The 16,239-nt window shown below is 45.4% G+C and carries 17 protein-coding genes; 6 read left to right on the forward strand and 11 right to left on the reverse strand.

Annotated elements, in window-relative coordinates:
* Positions 1-140: 140 nt before the first annotated feature.
* The gene (locus FCL45_RS15455) at positions 141-1,589 is read left to right on the forward strand and encodes a DNA integrity scanning protein DisA nucleotide-binding domain protein (protein WP_136796634.1); all 1,449 of its coding nucleotides are present in this window, start codon (positions 141-143) and stop codon (positions 1,587-1,589) included.
* Between the two features lie 107 nt (positions 1,590-1,696).
* Here FCL45_RS15455 and FCL45_RS15460 read toward each other — a convergent pair whose 3' ends face one another.
* Both FCL45_RS15460 and rpmB read right to left on the reverse strand, forming a co-directional pair.
* Positions 1,697-1,951: a hypothetical protein gene (locus FCL45_RS15460; protein WP_136796633.1), complete on the reverse strand. Its 255-nt coding sequence runs from the start codon at positions 1,949-1,951 to the stop codon at positions 1,697-1,699.
* Positions 1,952-2,023: 72 nt separating this feature from the next.
* Entirely contained in the window at positions 2,024-2,218 is a 195-nt protein-coding gene (rpmB, locus tag FCL45_RS15465; protein ID WP_136796632.1) for a 50S ribosomal protein L28, read from the reverse strand.
* A 1,098-nt stretch (positions 2,219-3,316) separates the two neighbouring features.
* Here rpmB and resB point away from each other — a divergent pair.
* The 3 genes from resB to FCL45_RS15480 all read left to right on the forward strand — a co-directional run bounded on the left by resB (position 3,317) and on the right by FCL45_RS15480 (position 6,144).
* Positions 3,317-4,627 carry a cytochrome c biogenesis protein ResB gene (gene resB, locus FCL45_RS15470; protein WP_136796631.1) on the forward strand — a complete coding sequence of 437 codons (1,311 nt, stop codon included), beginning with the start codon at positions 3,317-3,319 and terminating at the stop codon, positions 4,625-4,627.
* 95 nt (positions 4,628-4,722) lie between these two features.
* On the forward strand, positions 4,723-5,571 hold the full coding sequence (gene ccsB / locus FCL45_RS15475) for a c-type cytochrome biogenesis protein CcsB (protein WP_136796630.1): 849 nt from the start codon (positions 4,723-4,725) through the stop codon (positions 5,569-5,571).
* A 150-nt stretch (positions 5,572-5,721) separates the two neighbouring features.
* Entirely contained in the window at positions 5,722-6,144 is a 423-nt protein-coding gene (locus tag FCL45_RS15480) for a cytochrome c3 family protein (RefSeq protein ID WP_136796629.1), read from the forward strand.
* Between the two features lie 135 nt (positions 6,145-6,279).
* On the opposite strand, the gene glyS is transcribed toward FCL45_RS15480, so the two are convergent.
* The 9 genes from glyS to FCL45_RS15525 all read right to left on the reverse strand — a co-directional run bounded on the left by glyS (position 6,280) and on the right by FCL45_RS15525 (position 14,360).
* Entirely contained in the window at positions 6,280-8,352 is a 2,073-nt protein-coding gene (gene glyS / locus FCL45_RS15485) for a glycine--tRNA ligase subunit beta (RefSeq protein WP_136796628.1), read from the reverse strand.
* 66 nt (positions 8,353-8,418) lie between these two features.
* Entirely contained in the window at positions 8,419-9,144 is a 726-nt protein-coding gene (locus FCL45_RS15490; RefSeq protein WP_136796627.1) for a GTP cyclohydrolase I FolE2, read from the reverse strand.
* 108 nt (positions 9,145-9,252) lie between these two features.
* Positions 9,253-9,603: a response regulator gene (locus FCL45_RS15495; protein ID WP_136796626.1), complete on the reverse strand. Its 351-nt coding sequence runs from the start codon at positions 9,601-9,603 to the stop codon at positions 9,253-9,255.
* A gap of 24 nt (positions 9,604-9,627) precedes the next feature.
* Positions 9,628-10,623: a galactose-1-phosphate uridylyltransferase gene (gene galT, locus FCL45_RS15500; protein WP_136796625.1), complete on the reverse strand. Its 996-nt coding sequence runs from the start codon at positions 10,621-10,623 to the stop codon at positions 9,628-9,630.
* A gap of 6 nt (positions 10,624-10,629) precedes the next feature.
* A complete protein-coding gene (dksA, locus tag FCL45_RS15505; protein ID WP_136796624.1) occupies positions 10,630-10,992 on the reverse strand; it encodes an RNA polymerase-binding protein DksA in 363 nt (120 codons plus the stop codon).
* A gap of 40 nt (positions 10,993-11,032) precedes the next feature.
* Positions 11,033-11,536, reverse strand: coding sequence for a cyclic pyranopterin monophosphate synthase MoaC (gene moaC, locus FCL45_RS15510; RefSeq protein ID WP_136796623.1), 504 nt, complete (start codon positions 11,534-11,536; stop codon positions 11,033-11,035).
* A gap of 6 nt (positions 11,537-11,542) precedes the next feature.
* The gene (gene dnaJ, locus FCL45_RS15515) at positions 11,543-12,676 is read right to left on the reverse strand and encodes a molecular chaperone DnaJ (protein WP_136796622.1); all 1,134 of its coding nucleotides are present in this window, start codon (positions 12,674-12,676) and stop codon (positions 11,543-11,545) included.
* A 21-nt stretch (positions 12,677-12,697) separates the two neighbouring features.
* Positions 12,698-12,967, reverse strand: a complete 270-nt coding sequence (gene rpoZ, locus FCL45_RS15520; protein WP_136796621.1) for a DNA-directed RNA polymerase subunit omega — start codon at positions 12,965-12,967, stop codon at positions 12,698-12,700.
* An 85-nt stretch (positions 12,968-13,052) separates the two neighbouring features.
* Positions 13,053-14,360 (reverse strand): adenylosuccinate synthase, encoded by a 1,308-nt coding sequence (locus tag FCL45_RS15525; protein WP_136796620.1) that lies wholly within the window; start codon positions 14,358-14,360, stop codon positions 13,053-13,055.
* A 447-nt stretch (positions 14,361-14,807) separates the two neighbouring features.
* On the opposite strand from FCL45_RS15525, the gene FCL45_RS15530 reads away from it, so the two are divergent.
* Complete coding sequence (locus FCL45_RS15530; RefSeq protein WP_136796619.1) at positions 14,808-15,323, forward strand: twin-arginine translocase TatA/TatE family subunit; 516 nt, start codon at positions 14,808-14,810, stop codon at positions 15,321-15,323.
* Between the two features lie 81 nt (positions 15,324-15,404).
* Complete coding sequence (gene tatC / locus FCL45_RS15535; RefSeq protein ID WP_136796618.1) at positions 15,405-16,178, forward strand: twin-arginine translocase subunit TatC; 774 nt, start codon at positions 15,405-15,407, stop codon at positions 16,176-16,178.
* The last annotated feature ends 61 nt before the right edge of the window (positions 16,179-16,239 follow it).

A 16,239-nucleotide genomic window follows, 5' to 3' on the forward strand; every position in this document is an offset into this window, starting at 1 on the left:
CTGATGATCAGACAATTCTATAATTTTCCCTATCACTTCCTATTTTCATCTGCAATTTCGGTACCGTATGGTAAGATGCTATTAATTCAATAAGCTAAAATAGATTTTTGATAAAATGTCCTGCATTCTCACGTGATTTAATGAAAACAAAGCACCATAGTCAATCATTTATAGGACGCTGCATTTTAGACACCCTGGCTGGCCTGCGAGAGGGGCTTTCCCGCTTTTCCGGAAACAGTCGCAGTGCTGTCATTTTCTGTCTTAATCCTGGGGATCCCCTGCTTATCTGCGATCCACAGAATTTACTTCGAGGGTATGAGCCCAAACTCAAAGATTTATATATAGATAATCAGAGTTGGAGGGACGAAGATTGCCAACGCTACGACCGCAAACTCTACAACCGCATAGCACCAGTTGAAAACCTGCAACTTGACGGCCTTATCAGTTATGGAGGCTGCTCGGGTGCTGTATACTATCAGGTCTGGTTCACCGAACACCATCCAAACATGTGCTCCATCGGCCCGACAGAGCGATGGCTCGAGCACACCGTTCTGCGCTTCTCTCATGATATGGCGAACGAGAGCCGCCTATATACTGGAATTTCAGGCAGTTTTCTCAGAGAATACACCACTCACGCGGTGAGAGATTACATTGTCGATCAGGTAAATCTGAGACTTGGGATAGATACCCACGTGCGGATCTATCAGGCACTAGAATCTGTACTCGGCATCTCAAAAACGCCGGAAGAAGGAGCTGTGCCACATGGAGAACTTATCTTCGTGGAACCACGACTCCTGCACCAGTTGAACATGATTGCCGAATTCAGCTCGGAGCAGCAACCACAATTAAACCATCATAAGCATATTCGCAAATTGCTGCTCTCTGTTGAGCACAGTAACAACAAGTTAGTCTCTAATGGCACCAGAATTCTTGGGGTTTGTGATCAGCATCTACCTGAATTCTGTCTTGTTGCCGATTTTCAGGGAAAACTTGGTTATCTGCGGCTCAATGACGACCTTGTTTGCAGCTTTGAAGATGGCAGCTTCAACTCCACCACTCATCGAGCTAAGCTTTTCGAAGTCGAGGAAATCCTGCTCGACTACGATCTTGACACCAGTGTCAGAAACAGCCTGTTCCAGGTTGTCTCGGCTCTGGTCCACAATGCCGAAACCAACGGTTTTGGCTGTACGCTTGTGGTCGATTTGGAAGATGACTACACAGGAATATCAGGGCAACTTCTCACGCCACCAATTGATCTTCAACAGCCAGAGAGCCTTGCCCTCGCTGCAGGCCTTTCCCGCACTGATGGAGCCCTGCATATACGTGCTGATCAGTATCTCCATGCCTTCGCCTGCCTTCTCGACGGCTTGAGCATCCCTGGAGAGGATAGAGCCCGCGGCGCCCGCTACAACTCTGCGCTCAGGTTTACTGCTATTAGAAATAATAGCATTGTAATAGTCGTCTCCTCAGATCGCCCGGTATCCGTTATATATAGAGGGGTTGAGGCTCGTAAACGCCACCCGTTCACGCCGGCTGACTTCTGCTCACTCTCTACTGAATTACTCAGCACCTGGCTTGGCAGTGACTAGGCCCGGATTACTTGATGCTTTCCGCACAGCAGAATCAGACACACAACAAAAAAGGCCATATGAAATAGTTATTTCATATGGCCTTTAGATAATGTATTCCCTGTAAATCAGTCTTCCAGCACCCAGTCTGGTATATGATTCAGGATATAATTCTGTACAGCTTCTTTCTGCTCCCCTTTGGCTACTTCTCCAACGGCATTTACCGTTTCTTCGAAGTCAAACCAACAGAGTTCTCTATCGTCAGTTGAGTAAACTGTCAGGATACGGCGATTTGTCTGCTCGATATCCTCTTCCTCCTGAATGGCACCTACAATGTTGACTGCCTGTTCATAGCTGAGGAAGGTAATTTTATCTTCACCCATATCATCACCTCAAACGGAAAAAGGCGAGTAGGATAAGCTCCACTCGCCTTAATTATTATGTATGGTTTCGAATCAGGCTGGTTTTACAACAGACCCTGAACGAATACAACGGGTACAAACACGAGCGCGCTTAACACCACCGTTAGCAGTTACCATACGGACCTGCTTAAGATTAGGCAACCAACGCCTTCTGGTCTTGTTATGGGCGTGTGATACATTGTTACCGGTTACTGGTCCTTTTCCACAAACTTCACATACTTTGGCCATTGCAATTCTCCTTATATACCTTTTTTCTCCTCAGTCCCCCAAATACGAAAGGTGGAGAAGAATTAGAAAATGTGTGCGACAAATGAAATCAAGAACGTCCTTTATTACAATCTTTCGTAAGCGATAGCAAGATGTTTTGTTCCAAAACTACGATTTATCATCGTCCCCTGCCTCTGCTACGCTTGCATGAGACGCTCATTTCCTTAGTTATACGTGTCTTTTCTGCTAACAATATATTTTTTCGAATTCAGAATTTGGCTTACGAATTTTTAACAACACCCGATTAACGATTCTTTCCAGCAAATTACTTTCGCTTTATCAAATTTTCGCATGAGCCATAGGGCCTGAGATATTCGGTCACCTTGCATCCAGTTTATGAAATAGTAACATTCAGCTGGCATCTTTGCCAGTGGCGGTCAGATGGTCGGAGCTCCTGACGAGATCTGTCTATAGTATATTGCAGACCCAGAATGTAATCACAATTGGCACTGGCACAACTTCCGCCTTAGTGGCCAAACCGGTCCCTTGCTACCTTTCTTTTACTTACCACATGACCTGACCGATAATAAGCCCATGTTTTTTTGTCAATAATTCAGCATGATGATTTGGCTTGTTTTCATATTCCATGATATACTCGATCTCATATTGTTTAGCAGGGAAACAGTCATTTATCAAACCTAGTCCAAACAATACATTGTCCTACCTTAGGCTCTAGACACATAGACATAGCCTGAACCATGTATGCGTCATTATTGAAATACACGCGACTTTTGGGTACCAACCAAATCATACTGCTTAACATTAGATAATTTACTAATTGTTCGAAATTGTTGTCTATATATCGGCCTATCCTTACCTTGATCATATTGAGGATTTGCGGGTCTATTTCCTTCAGCAGACTAATAATATTCAGGTTATTGACTATCCTGAAGTTACGTCTATAATGCGCCATTTAACCTTACATGACTTTCTCCGACGAACCGATAGCTATGTAAGAGATGTGCCTTGAAATGTATAGATTTTTTCCATTGCATTTCTAAGTTTTGCATGGTAGCTAAAAAAGCATTATTAACAATTATTCTCATTAACGGATAGTGCATGAAAGACAAAAATTCAGTCTGGAGCTTTTTTGCTTCGGTAAAACTCGCCCTTTTCACCCTCAGTGCCATATCTATTACAGCCATCATTGGAACTGTAATACCACAGAACCAGAAATTTGGTTTGTATGCGCAGCAATATGGTGACACTGCCGCCCAGGTCATCAAGGTTCTTGATCTTCATGATATGTATGGTTCATGGTGGTTTCTTGGTCTGCTGGGGTTATTGAGCGCCAATATTATCATCTGTTCTATCGATAGATTCCCTACTGCCTGGAAACAGATGACAACAGATCAGTCTGGCATCGCCATTGCCAAGATTGAAAAAATGGCCTTGAGCCATCGTATCCCCGCAAGAGAAAAGCTTTCACCTGATGAAGTGAAAACTGTCCTGAAAAATGAAGGGTGGAAACTCACCACCAAAACTTCCGATGATGGCACGGTTATAGCCGGACAAAAAGGGAACTGGTCAAGAATGGGTGTTTATCTCGTTCACACTTCAATGCTTGTCATCTTCATCGGCGCTATGATCGGTCACTTCTTCGGCTTTAAAGCCAGCGTATTTCTTCCTGAGACGAGAGTTACAGACAAAGTTTACGCTGCCGGCCACAGATCACCCATTGATCTCGGCTTTGAACTGCGATGCGATTTTTTCACTATCGACTTCTATGACAATGGGATGGCGAAAAAATATGTTTCCGGCCTCACAGTGCTGGAAGACGGCAAAGCCCCTTTTTCCACTGAGATCGCCGTAAATACGCCGCTTAAACATAATGGCATCACCTTCTACCAGGCAAGTTACGAAGGTTATAAGGATTTCGTATTCAAACTCACTGATCCCGCGGACGGGACTGTGCATACCTTCATTGCACCGTTCCAGGAGCAGGTTGAATGGAAAGATAAAGACATAGTATTTGGTGTTGTAAATGCCGAAGCCTTTCGAGACCACGTAACACGCATCAAAATCTGGTTCAAAGAAGGCAACTCCGAACCTGTCGAATTCTGGGTTGATGATAATGGCATTCAGGAAGTCGCTTCAGTATCTGGAGCACCCTATAGCCTCCAGGCAAAGCAGATGTACGCCACCGGGCTTCAAGTCGCCAAAGACCCGGGCGTCTGGCTGGTGTATCTCGGATTTTTCATGATGCTGGCAGGGTTGTACTTTTCATTCTTCACGTCACATAAACGAGTCTGGATTGTTACCGGACAGGGACGCGAAGTATTGGTTGCCGGCTCAGCGAACAAGAACAAAGAAGGTTTTGAAAAAAATTTCACAACGCTCACTGATAAGCTCACAGATAAACTCGCATAATAGCCAGTCACTTAGAGACACTACCAGGCCGAGCCTGAGTTCTGACCTGTTAGCCAGTCATGCACTGGCAAAGGAAAATATACGGAGCCTTACGAATGGACAGTTCACAATTAATTGGTATCACAACCTTCACCTACCTGTTTTCAAGTCTTCTTTACGTCGGTATTCTGGTCTTTAAAGCCGAGCGTCAGGTTGGTAAAGCTGCGACATTTTTCACCCTTGCCGCCCTTATCATCCAAACCATCGGTATAGGCTTGAGGTGGTATGAATCGTACGAATTGGGAATTGGGCGAGCCCCATTGACCAACATGTATGAATCTGTAGTCTTTTTTGCCTGGGCAATCGTCGCCTTCTACCTTTTTCTTGAATGGAAAATTAAAACCAGGGTAATTGGAGCCTTTGCAATACCATTTGCTTTTCTCGCAATGGCGTACGCCTCTTTTTCTTCAGTTAACAAGGCTATCACGCCACTACTCCCGGCTTTGCAGTCAAACTGGCTTATTGCGCATGTTGTTACCTGCTTTATCGGTTATGCCGCTTTTGCCGTTGCCGCAGGGCTAAGCCTGATGTACCTGGTCAAAAGTACAGTCGGCGACAATATTCGTCCCGGATCAGTGCTTGACTCTATTCCGACGCTCAAGGTGATAGACGACATCACCTATAAAAGCATGATATTTGGTTTTATCTGGCTGACTGCAGGGATCATTACCGGTGCAATCTGGGCTAATTCCGCCTGGGGTACCTACTGGAGTTGGGATCCTAAAGAGACCTGGTCATTAATAACCTGGTTTGTTTATGCTGTTACCCTTCACGTCCGCTATACCCGTGGCTGGAGCGGCAAAAGAATTGCCTGGTTATCGCTGCTTGGTTTCATCTCTGTTCTCTTTACCTATTATGGTGTAAACTTCTTATTGTCAGGCTTACATAGTTATGGCTCAAACTAAGACTACTGCACATTGTGGTACTATTCTGACTAATAATTTTAGGTATTTATGCTGTTTGACAAATTTAAGCAATCGCTGTATAAGTAGGAAAAATCAGCTTTGTATTAACCTCAAACCTGCACCATTAACCTGAATAAAGAGGAAAAGACCATGGTTAAAAAGGTACTCGTAGCTATAGCTACTTCGGCACTCATCTTCTGCGGTATTGCCACATTAAATGCTGCTGACATGGGGCCGGCCGAAATTACTATCGAGAACCCTGACGCGAAAAAGCCAAAGCCAGCTTATTTCCCACACAAGGCTCATCAGGATGCTGGCCTTGCCTGTGCTGAATGCCATCACGGAATGGGTGATGATGGTGCGCAGGTTGCCTACGAGGAGGGGCAGGCTATCCAGAAATGTGCTGAATGCCATAATTCTGACGTTCTCGCAGGGAAGACTAAGGGCAAAGATAAACTTGACACTCTCAAAGGCGCTTTCCACGCAAACTGCCTTGCCTGTCACAAGGAAGTTGCCGAAAAAGATGAGGCCAAAAAAGATCTCAAGAAGTGCTCTACCTGCCACAAAAAGTAATAAGATAACCGGCTATATTGCATAAAATCAAAAAAGGCTGGCAATCCGAAATCGGATTGCCAGCCTTTTTGTGTTTCTCAGCAATAATCTCATATGGGCTGCGGCAACATGGCTACAGCCCCACTTCAGATCATCTTATTCCTGGATCTTGGAAATATCTCCAACCTGCAGAATAAGTTCGCCAATAGCGGTAAGCAGGTTAAGCCGATTGGTACGTACCGCTTCATCTTCTGCCATAACCATGACCTCATCGAAAAAGCTGTCAACCGGTTGCTTGAGTTTCAGCATAGCCTGGAGACCTGCAACATAGTCACCTTTCCCAAGCAGATCTGCCATCTCAGCTTTTACTTCCTGGTATGAGGCATAGAGTACCTTTTCTGCGCTCTCGGTAAAAAGAGCCTCATCCAATTCGATGTTCTCATTCTGCTTGATAATATTTCTGATTCGCTTGTACGATGCTGCGAGCACAGTAAATGCTTCTTCATCACGAATAGTTCTAAGAGCCTCGATTCTGGTAAGGGCGTCAGTAACATTGTCAAAGGAAACAGAGGTTACGGCCTCTACCACCCCTGCATCAATCCCCTTGGCTACACAGTCATTGGCGAATCTTCCTCTGATAAAGGAAAGTACTGTTTCAACAGTTACACTGCTGCCATCGACTTTATCGCCATAAAGCGCTAACGCCTTAGTGACAATTTCCTTGATCGATATATCCCATCGGCCATCAATTAAAATTGCGAGCACCGCAAGGGAGAGTCTCCTCAATCCAAATGGGTCCGCGGTACCGGTTACTTTCTGACCGATACCAAAGCATCCAGCCAAAGTATCAAACCTGTCAGCCAGGGCGACGATCGCTCCAACTTCGCTTGCTGGCAATTCAGCACCGGAGCGTTTAGGCATGTAGTGTTCTTTGATAGCTACTGCCACCTCTTCCGCTTCGTTTTCATTCCTGGCGTAAGCATATCCCATCACACCCTGTAAGGAAGGGAACTCGCCAACCATGTCAGAAATGAGATCAGCTTTACACAGATGTGCGGCCCTGCTGGCCAGATCGGCTTTTTCGGGAGAAATTTTTTCTGCAAGAATTCTGGATAGTTTAACCAGTCGCTCACTCTTATCGAGCATTGTGCCCAGCTTTGCCTGGAAAATAATGCCATCCAGACGCTTTCTCTTTTCCTCCATGCTGCCTGCACAGTCACCATTAAAGAAAAAAAGTGCATCTTCAAGCCTTGCCCGTAATACACGCTGATGACCTTTTCTGGTTACATCCTGATCTTTAACTTTTGTGTTATTTACTGCCACGAAACCAGGCAGCAATTTCCCTTCACTGTTAACCACAGGAAAGTACTTCTGGTGCTCACGCATTGAGGTTATCAGGACTTCTTCCGGGAGTTTGAGAAACTTTTCATCAAAATTTCCACAAACGCCAAAAGGCTTCTCGACGAGGTTGTTAACCAGATCAACAAGATCTTCATCTACTGCCACCTTGGCATCCTGCAGAAGACCGGACTCGGCAACAGCCTTATTGATCTCTTCTACAACCATTTCGCGACGCCTGGCAATATCTGCGACAACATGATTGCTGTCGAGAATCTCTTCATACACGCCACTGTTTTGTACAGTGAATTCGCTATTGGCCAGGAAACGGTGTCCACGGGTAACGTTTGAGGTGGTAATCCCTTCATGTTCGAAATCGAGAATATCATCACCTAGAACCGCTATCAGCCACTGGATAGGACGAGCAAAGGCATGCCTGTTTGCTCCCCAACGCATGGATTTGGCGAACGACAGTTCAATCAGGATATCCTTGAGCATTTCAGGTAAAAGCTCTCGAGTCTCCCTGCCTACAATCTCGCGGACCAGCATCAGATAGGGCCCTTTGGCAGTATCCACTTCTTTCAGATCATCAACACTACCACCCCTGGATCGGGCAAATCCTTCGGCAGCCTTAGTGAATTTACCTTCAGAATCCTTACCGGCCTTCACTGATGGTCCCAGCAACTCTTCTCGAATATCTTCCTGCTTGTCCGCTATGCCTTCTACAATCAAAGCAAGGCGTCGTGGCGTACCTTTTACGATGATTGCCCCATGCTGAATTTTCAACTCTTCAGCTTTCTTTTCAAACTTCTCCTGCATCTGTTTTAATGCAGGTTGCACAAAAGATGCGGGCAGTTCCTCTGTTCCAATCTCGTAAAGTAGATCACGCATAGCTTATATATTGTCTGTGTTTAGTAAGAAATGATTGAGCCGTACCTTGCGCCTTGCAAAATGCTATCAGGACTCAAGCATGGCAAAGGTTGAGTAGTCATCAGAAAGGTTTTCTACTCGTACAGCATAACTTTTTATCCCTTTGAGCGTGTTCAGGCAAGTACCAATTCCACGGGTAACCGCTTCTACTGATAAAATATTCTGGCTCGCCTCGGCAACTGCCTCGATTTCTCGAGCTATACAACTCTCAATCTCGTTGATAAGATCCTCGATCCACATAAAAGTATTGAATCGAACGGCAATCTCGGCGTTCCCCCAATTCCCGGTCGACCTTGGCAATGAATTTTGAACGTACTCCTTGCTCATCGGCAAAGCTATGGGGACTGTAATTCGAAATTCAAGTTCCTGCTCCTGATCAAAGGAACCGCACATCATACACTGATACTTCCTGGTATTGAGTGATTCTTTTGATTTACCGTTTGTCAAAAAAAACGGGAACTCAATCTCCATATGTGATGCCTGGGCTTCCAGGCGATGTTTCATCTCTTCCAAAATCTGATGAAAGTTACGAAGATCAATAGCCCCGTGGTATTGATTGAGTATCTCGACAAACCTGCTCATGTGCGTACCTTTGAAACAATGCGGCAGGTTCACGTACATGTTTACTGTCGCTATTGTTTGCTGATGGCTTTTGGCCTTATCGAGAACTGTAACAGGGTAGGAAACTGTCTTAACACCGACCTTTTTTATATTTATCCGTCGATGATCAACCTGGCTTTGAATATCTTTCATGGTATTTCGTTCATGTACTCAGTCAATGCCGGGGTATTACTTTAACAGCAAAACACCGTAAAGAATTTCAACGGCCAGAGTTAAATAGTGCAGATCGGACCGCTCTAATTATCCTATGAATTTTCGTACAGCCTTTTTCAGCTCGTCAAGATCAGCAGATTTAACCACATATTCATCCGATGCCCAACTGCTCAGATCCTGCTTATACTCATGATAGGCTGAACTCAAAATTACAGGAATATCCTCATTTATCATTTTCATCTGCCTAAGCACTTCAATTCCATTCATTCCTGGCATCTGAATATCGAGAATTACCAGATCAGGGGGGTCGTTATTGAATTTTTCCAACGCCTCCTCGCCATTCATTGCTGAAATAACCCGGTAACCTTCTTCTTCGAATTCCTCATGATACAGCAGTTGTATACTTTCTTCATCATCTACTAGCAGTATCTTTTTCACTCAAACCTCCGTTATGATAATTTACTATGCTTGACGTAAATAATCGGCTGCCTCTTCGGGGGACATGGGGTTAATATAAAACCCAGACCCCCATTCAAAACCAGCGATTGAGGTTAGCTTAGGGACTATTTCAAAGTGATAGTGATAATGGTCAAGCCCTTTGGTCTGCAATGGCTCTGAATGAAGTACAAAATTATAGGGTACGTCAGGAATGCATCTATCAAGCCTGAGTAAGGAATCTGAAAAAATCTGCGCAAGCGAGAAGAGTTTGCTTCTTTCTTCAATGCAGAAATCTGAAGTGTGCTCTTTGGGCAGAATCCACATTTCAAATGGAGTTCTCGGCGCGAATGGAGTCAGCGTAATGAAGTGTTCATTCTGGCAAACAATGCGAATATCCTGTTGAATTTCCTGTCTGATGATATCACAGAAAATACAGCGCTCTTTGTATTTGAAATAAGAGAGCGCACCCGATAGTTCAGAAACTATCATGCGTGGAAGAATCGGCAGAGCAACAAGTTGCGAGTGAGAGTGCTCAAGGGAAGCACCAGCTGCCTTGCCATGATTTTTAAATATCATGACATATTTGAACCTTGGGTCCCTCCCGAGATCGTTGATACGCTCCTTGAAAGCCAGTAACACATACAACATACGCTCGGCAGGAAGAGTGGCGAAACAATCGTCGTGGTTAGGGCTCTCTATTACTACTTCATGAGCACCTATGCCGTTCATCCGATCATATAGCCCTTCACCGGCCTTATCCAACCCGCCTTCTATGACAAGCGCCGGATATTTGTTCGGAACAACACGAACCAACCAATCCGGCCCGTTTTTCTGTTGATTCTCGCCGGATCTGTAAGCCAGAACTTCAGACGGAGTGGTGTTTTCATTCCCTGGACATAGCGGACAGAACCCACCGCTTGTCTGAGGTTTTTCAATCAGGAAGTCAGTCGGCCGTTTTCGCCTTTCTTGAGAAATTATAATCCATCGGCCGAGAACAGGATCTTTTCGCAGCTCCGGCATCTCAGGTTATTGCCCTTTAGATTTCTCTCGTGTTTCCTGTAGAGTTTTACAATCAATACAGAGCGTGGTTACAGGTCTGGCTTCAAGCCGCTTCAAACCAATTTCCTCTCCGCAATCTTCACAAATACCAAAGGTGCCTTCTTCAATACGAAGCAACGCTTCATCGATTTTCGAAAGCAACTTGCGTTCGCGATCACGAATACGTAATTCGAAGCTACGACCTGATTCAACCGTGGCGCGATCATTCGGGTCAGGAATATTAGTGGTCTGATCCGTCATCTCGTTCAAGGTCTTGCCAACCTCATCCAGGATCTCTTGCCTCTTATCAGTAAGACTCTGCCTGAACTGCTCGACTAATGCTTTTTCCATCAAGCCTCCTGTAGAACTGAAACAACGTGCAAGTGAAATTTCAGTCTGATATTTCTTCGCGAGTATATGTGCCGCTTTTTCCACCTGTTTTTGTCAACAATCGGATATCACTTATCACCATTGATTTATCAACAGCCTTGCACATATCGTAAATTGTCAGAGCCGCGACTGATACAGCGGTCAACGCCTCCATCTCAACTCCGGTTTTACCAGTTATTCCAACTGTGGCAAAAATTTCTACCAGATTATCTTCGTCTTGAAAAGAAAAGTCAACGTTGACCTTACTAATAAGTAGCGGGTGACATAAAGGAATAAGCGCATCTGTTTTTTTAGCAGCCATTATTCCGGCCACCCTGGCAATGCCCAAAACATCACCCTTAGCCATTTTTCCGCTTTTGACTTTGGTGAATGCCTCTTTGCTCATGGTTATTTTTCCAGCTGCGTGAGCGACGCGGGTAGTTTCATTCTTTTTGCTCACATCAACCATTATAGCATTGCCATCACTGTCGAAGTGCGTAAAATCTTTATTCCCTTCTGCTGCCATTGATACTTATCCCTTGTGATTTTTACCCACTACTTCGTTAAAAAGTCTGGCAAAGAAGCCTTCACGCTCCTCCTCCTGCCCATGTTCCTGGCACAGAGTTTCAAACTCTTTCAACACCTTGATCTGTTCATCGCAGAGATTGGTAGGGGTCATAACCTGCAATTCGATAATCATGTTGCCCTTGCCACTGCCCCGTAGTCTCGGTACACCTTCATTTTTGAGGGTAAATCGCTCTCCGGATTGGCTGCCTGCAGGGATTTCTATTGTCTTTTTACCATGTACAGTAGGCACTTCGACTTTCGCACCGAGTGCGGCATCCACCATGGAAACCGGCATTCTGGCAAAAATAGTGTCACCCTCACGCATAAAGAACTCATGTTCTTCAACATGGACAATCACATAGAGATCACCCGCCGGACCACCTCGGCGCCCACCTTCGCCCTCACCGCGCAAACGCATGCGAGCACCGTTGTCAACACCGGCAGGAATCTTAATTGCGACAAGTTTGCTTTTATGAACAAGGCCGGAACCATCGCAATCGGCACAGGGGTCTGTAATAATCTCCCCCTCACCATGGCACTGCGGGCAGGTAGAACTCACCTGAAAAAATCCCTGAGAGCGGATTACCTGACCACGACCTTCACACATCGGGCATGTTTTCTTGGGATGGCCAGGACGACTACCAGTACCTTCACATGTCCAGCAGGTATCACGACGACTTAGCTCAACCTCTTTTGAAGCTCCGTGAATTGCCTCCATGAAGCTTATATTCACGTCATAACGAAGATCATTACCGGGACTGGGTCCATCCCTGCGAGTGCGCGAACGACTACCACCAAAGCCAAACAGATCACCAAAGATATCCCCAAAGCTCGAGAAAACATCTTCGAAGTTGCCTGGTCCGCTATAGCCACTATTTTTCAGACCATCATGCCCATAAGTGTCATAAATCTGCCGTTTCTTTTCGTCACTGAGAACCTCATAGGCCTCTGTGCACTCCTTGAATTTTGCTTCTGCCTCCTTATCATCCGGATTTCTGTCCGGATGATACTTCATCGCCAGCTTGCGGTACGCTTTCTTAATCTCGGAGCCTGATGCTGAACGGGAAACAGTTAAAATATCGTAATAATCTTCTCTCATTGTTTCTGAATAACCTATTACTTACGCGGCAGTTTTTGCAGATTCGGAAAATTCGGCCGCGTCAACATCATCGGCATCCAGCTGCTCAGGCAGATCGTCAATATTCTCCATAGTTACTTTGCCAGAGGCAATCTCACGCAGAGTCATAACGATCTCCTTGTTTTTGCCATCAACCACAAAAGGTTCCCCCTGCCTGTGTTGCTTTACGCGCTTCACAGCCAGATGGATCAGATTGAACCTGTTGTCATCGCCTACAACATCAAGACAATCTTCAACGGTAATTCTTGCCATATTTATGTTCCTCGTTGTGTACGTGTAATCCTGCGCTTCAGGTCGGACGACCTGCTAACTAAAACAGATTACGTACTTACAGAATTTAGCTTACTTTTTTTTCAAACGGGTTTTCCAGGAGCAGGGTTTCATTCCTGTCCGGGCCAACTGATACGATCTGAGCTTTAACTTCAGTAAAGTCCTCGATACGCTTAATGTAGTCTTTGGCCGCTGTTGGCAGATCATCAAAATTGCGAACTCCTGCAATTTCCTCACTCCAGCCCGGCAAGTCTTCATAGACAGGCTTCACCGCTGCCGCCGCATTAATATTGGAAGGCATTGCATGAACGGTCTTACCGTTGAGTTCATAGGCATTCGCCATCTTGATATTCTTGTGTCCGCTCAGAACATCTAACTTGGTAATTGCAAAGCCGGTAATGCCGTTCAGACGAACTGCATCTTTAGCCACAATCCCGTCAAGCCATCCACATCTTCGGCGGCGACCGGTAGTCGCACCAAACTCATGTCCCTTTTGCTGCAACTGCTCACCTGCATCATCAAAAAGCTCAGTCGGGAATGGGCCGGCTCCGACACGGGTGGTGTAGGCTTTCATGATACCCACAACCGCGTCAATATGTGCTGGGCCAAAACCAGTGCCATTACAAGCATTGCCAGCGATAGTATTGGAGGATGTCACGAAAGGATACGTACCATGATCAATATCGAGCTGGGTGCCCTGAGCGCCTTCAAACAGGATATTTTTCCCAACTTTGCGTGCATCATCAAGCTCTATGGAAACATTGCCTATGAAATCACGCAGCTTTTCAATATGCTGCATGAACTCGCCGTACACCTGATCGAATTCGACTGGGTCAGCGTTATATTTTTTGGTCAGCAGAAAATTTTTCTCATCGAGTGCGGTCTTGAGCTTTTCAGAAAAAAGTTTTTCATCCAGAAGATCTCCCGCCTTGATACCGACCCTGCCAACCTTGTCCATATAACATGGGCCAATTCCACGACCTGTGGTACCGATCTTCTTGCCATCGGAAAGCGCGGCTTCCTTCGCCTGGTCGAGGCGTGAGTGGTACGGCATTATCAGATGCGCATTCTCACTAATCATGAGACGCTTCGGATTAACACCAAGGCCCTGCTCTTTCAACTGATCCATTTCTTTGAGAAGTACACCTGGATCGATGATGACACCATTTCCGATCATGCACATTTTATCTTCATAGAGGATTCCGGATGGAATAATATGAAAGATAAATTGCTTACCGTCTACAACTAGGGTGTGACCGGCATTGTTACCGCCTTGAAAGCGAACGATATAATCAGAATATTGCGTGAGCAAGTCGACGATTTTCCCCTTGCCTTCGTCACCCCATTGTGACCCGACAACTACGACACTGGACATCTATATTCTCCTGGTATTTATACTGCAGCACATGACTGGTTGGCAGAACAGGAAATGCCGGACAGGCAAAAACTCCAGGTCTGCATTAGACAAACCACGAAGTATAGCTAACTCAATCGACAAAGTCAATTACTGAGATTTAATTGCTACATATATCAGATAGCTGCTTTTTACGATGCAACTCCATCATATTGCACAATTAACGGTCAAACAAGAGCTGTGGAATCGTTTTCCCCGAACATTGACACCTGTCTGCAAATGCCGTAAAGTTGGTCCGGTTGTTAATCATAACCGTACAGGAATAAGCATGTTCAGGCAGGTCGTCAAACAGGGCCGGGAAGGTTCCAAAGTTTTCGGACAAATAACAGACTTACTGCTCTAGAATTTCGCAATAATCCGTTTTTCTGCTTCACCGCTGAAAAACCTTAATACAGTGAGGCTTCACCTATGTTTGGTATTGGCTTGCCGGAAATGATTCTCATTCTGGCTATTGCACTTATCGTTGTTGGCCCAGACAAACTCCCCGATTTAGCTCGGTCTGTTGCCAAGGGCATCATGGAGTTGAAAAAAACGGCCGATGGCTTGAAAGAACAACTCAACGAACAGGGCAACCCGCTCGACGACATAAAACCTGATCTGGAGGATGCTGCTAAAGAATTCAAAAGCCATATGCTCGATCATCCGGAAAAAGGTACATCAGATCTCTTTCCCGCCCAGGGGGTCAATCCAGATGTTGACCAAGCCAAACGAGCCTATGAAGAACTCACCAAGGCTGGTTTTGATCCTGCCGATGTCCCTATGGATAATCTCAAAGAGGGTGAAACCGTTGACCTCTCTGCTGATGACATGACAGAAGTGGTACAGCCTGTCGCTGCGCCAGATGATGAAAATAACCAGGATCCTGCCAATAATGCAAAAACCGAAAAGACCCCGCCCAACAACGATAAGGTTGACAAGGGTTAAAACAGGCAGAACAGCGCATCAGATATCAGTTTTCACGATAAATACAACCCATCATAATAGTATACCTCAAAGTTGCATCTAATGAGCGATTATAATCTTCAGAAAACTATTCCTGCACTAGAGCGCAGTCTCGCCTTTTTCAGGCCCCATCATCTTGAGTTGCGGAACCGTCTCGTTAAAGTTATGGCTGCAATTGTCACTTGTTCGGTGGTGGCCTACATTTTTATTGAGCAGATTGCCCAGCTCTTTATCTCTCCGCTCATAGCTGCCAATCCCCTGGTGGGAAAACTTGTTTACACCAATCTGCCTGAAGCATTTGTAACCTATATCAAACTCGCTTTGATCATAGGCCTGTTGGCCAGCTTCCCTGTAATTTTATATCAACTCTGGCTTTTTGTCGCTCCCGGCCTCAGGAAAAACGAGAAACGACTAGCTGTCACTGTGGTTTTCTGGTCTTCAATACTCTTTGCCGGCGGTGCATCCTTTGCCTTTTTAGTAGTGCTGCCTAAAATGCTTATCTACTTCACCAGCTACGCCAATGAAGGGCTTGAGCCACTGCCAAAACTCGGCCTCTATCTTACTTTTGTGGCCCGCATGATCCTTACCTTTGGTATCAGCTTCCAGATTCCTTTTCTCATGGTGATGTCCGGTAAAGCAAACCTTGTAACTGCCAGCTATTTTCGCAGCAAACGCATCTACTTCTACATGGCAATTGTGTTTCTCTCCTTCCTGCTTGCCGCCGGAGACTTCATGGCAACAGCCCTGCTGGCGCTGCCACTATTTGCACTTTATGAGGTTGGAATTTTTCTTTCTTCGCTTTTCAATAGAAAAAAAGAGCAAACATCTGAAGCGTAATCCGGAAATACCTGAAAAGAGCAAAAAAAAGCCCTGGATCTAAGACGATCCAGGGCTTTTT

The sequence above is a fragment of the Desulfosediminicola ganghwensis genome (assembly GCF_005116675.2).
GTDB classification, from domain to species: Bacteria; Desulfobacterota; Desulfobulbia; order Desulfobulbales; family Desulfocapsaceae; genus Desulfopila; species Desulfopila ganghwensis.

Excerpts from the sequence above, each read along its gene's own strand:
- rpoZ (WP_136796621.1), bottom strand. The coding sequence starts at position 12,967 with ATGGCAAGAATTACCGTTGAAGATTGTCTTGATGTTGTAGGCGATGAC.
- moaC (WP_136796623.1), bottom strand. The coding sequence starts at position 11,536 with ATGGCAGCAGAAGGGAATAAAGATTTTACGCACTTCGACAGTGATGGC.
- tatC (WP_136796618.1), top strand. The coding sequence starts at position 15,405 with ATGAGCGATTATAATCTTCAGAAAACTATTCCTGCACTAGAGCGCAGT.
- galT (WP_136796625.1), bottom strand. The coding sequence starts at position 10,623 with ATGCCGGAGCTGCGAAAAGATCCTGTTCTCGGCCGATGGATTATAATT.
- FCL45_RS15530 (WP_136796619.1), top strand. The coding sequence starts at position 14,808 with ATGTTTGGTATTGGCTTGCCGGAAATGATTCTCATTCTGGCTATTGCA.
- dnaJ (WP_136796622.1), bottom strand. The coding sequence starts at position 12,676 with ATGAGAGAAGATTATTACGATATTTTAACTGTTTCCCGTTCAGCATCA.
- FCL45_RS15525 (WP_136796620.1), bottom strand. The coding sequence starts at position 14,360 with ATGTCCAGTGTCGTAGTTGTCGGGTCACAATGGGGTGACGAAGGCAAG.
- resB (WP_136796631.1), top strand. The coding sequence starts at position 3,317 with ATGAAAGACAAAAATTCAGTCTGGAGCTTTTTTGCTTCGGTAAAACTC.
- glyS (WP_136796628.1), bottom strand. The coding sequence starts at position 8,352 with ATGCGTGATCTACTTTACGAGATTGGAACAGAGGAACTGCCCGCATCT.
- ccsB (WP_136796630.1), top strand. The coding sequence starts at position 4,723 with ATGGACAGTTCACAATTAATTGGTATCACAACCTTCACCTACCTGTTT.
- dksA (WP_136796624.1), bottom strand. The coding sequence starts at position 10,992 with ATGGAAAAAGCATTAGTCGAGCAGTTCAGGCAGAGTCTTACTGATAAG.
- FCL45_RS15460 (WP_136796633.1), bottom strand. The coding sequence starts at position 1,951 with ATGGGTGAAGATAAAATTACCTTCCTCAGCTATGAACAGGCAGTCAAC.
- FCL45_RS15480 (WP_136796629.1), top strand. The coding sequence starts at position 5,722 with ATGGTTAAAAAGGTACTCGTAGCTATAGCTACTTCGGCACTCATCTTC.
- FCL45_RS15490 (WP_136796627.1), bottom strand. The coding sequence starts at position 9,144 with ATGAAAGATATTCAAAGCCAGGTTGATCATCGACGGATAAATATAAAA.
- rpmB (WP_136796632.1), bottom strand. The coding sequence starts at position 2,218 with ATGGCCAAAGTATGTGAAGTTTGTGGAAAAGGACCAGTAACCGGTAAC.
- FCL45_RS15455 (WP_136796634.1), top strand. The coding sequence starts at position 141 with ATGAAAACAAAGCACCATAGTCAATCATTTATAGGACGCTGCATTTTA.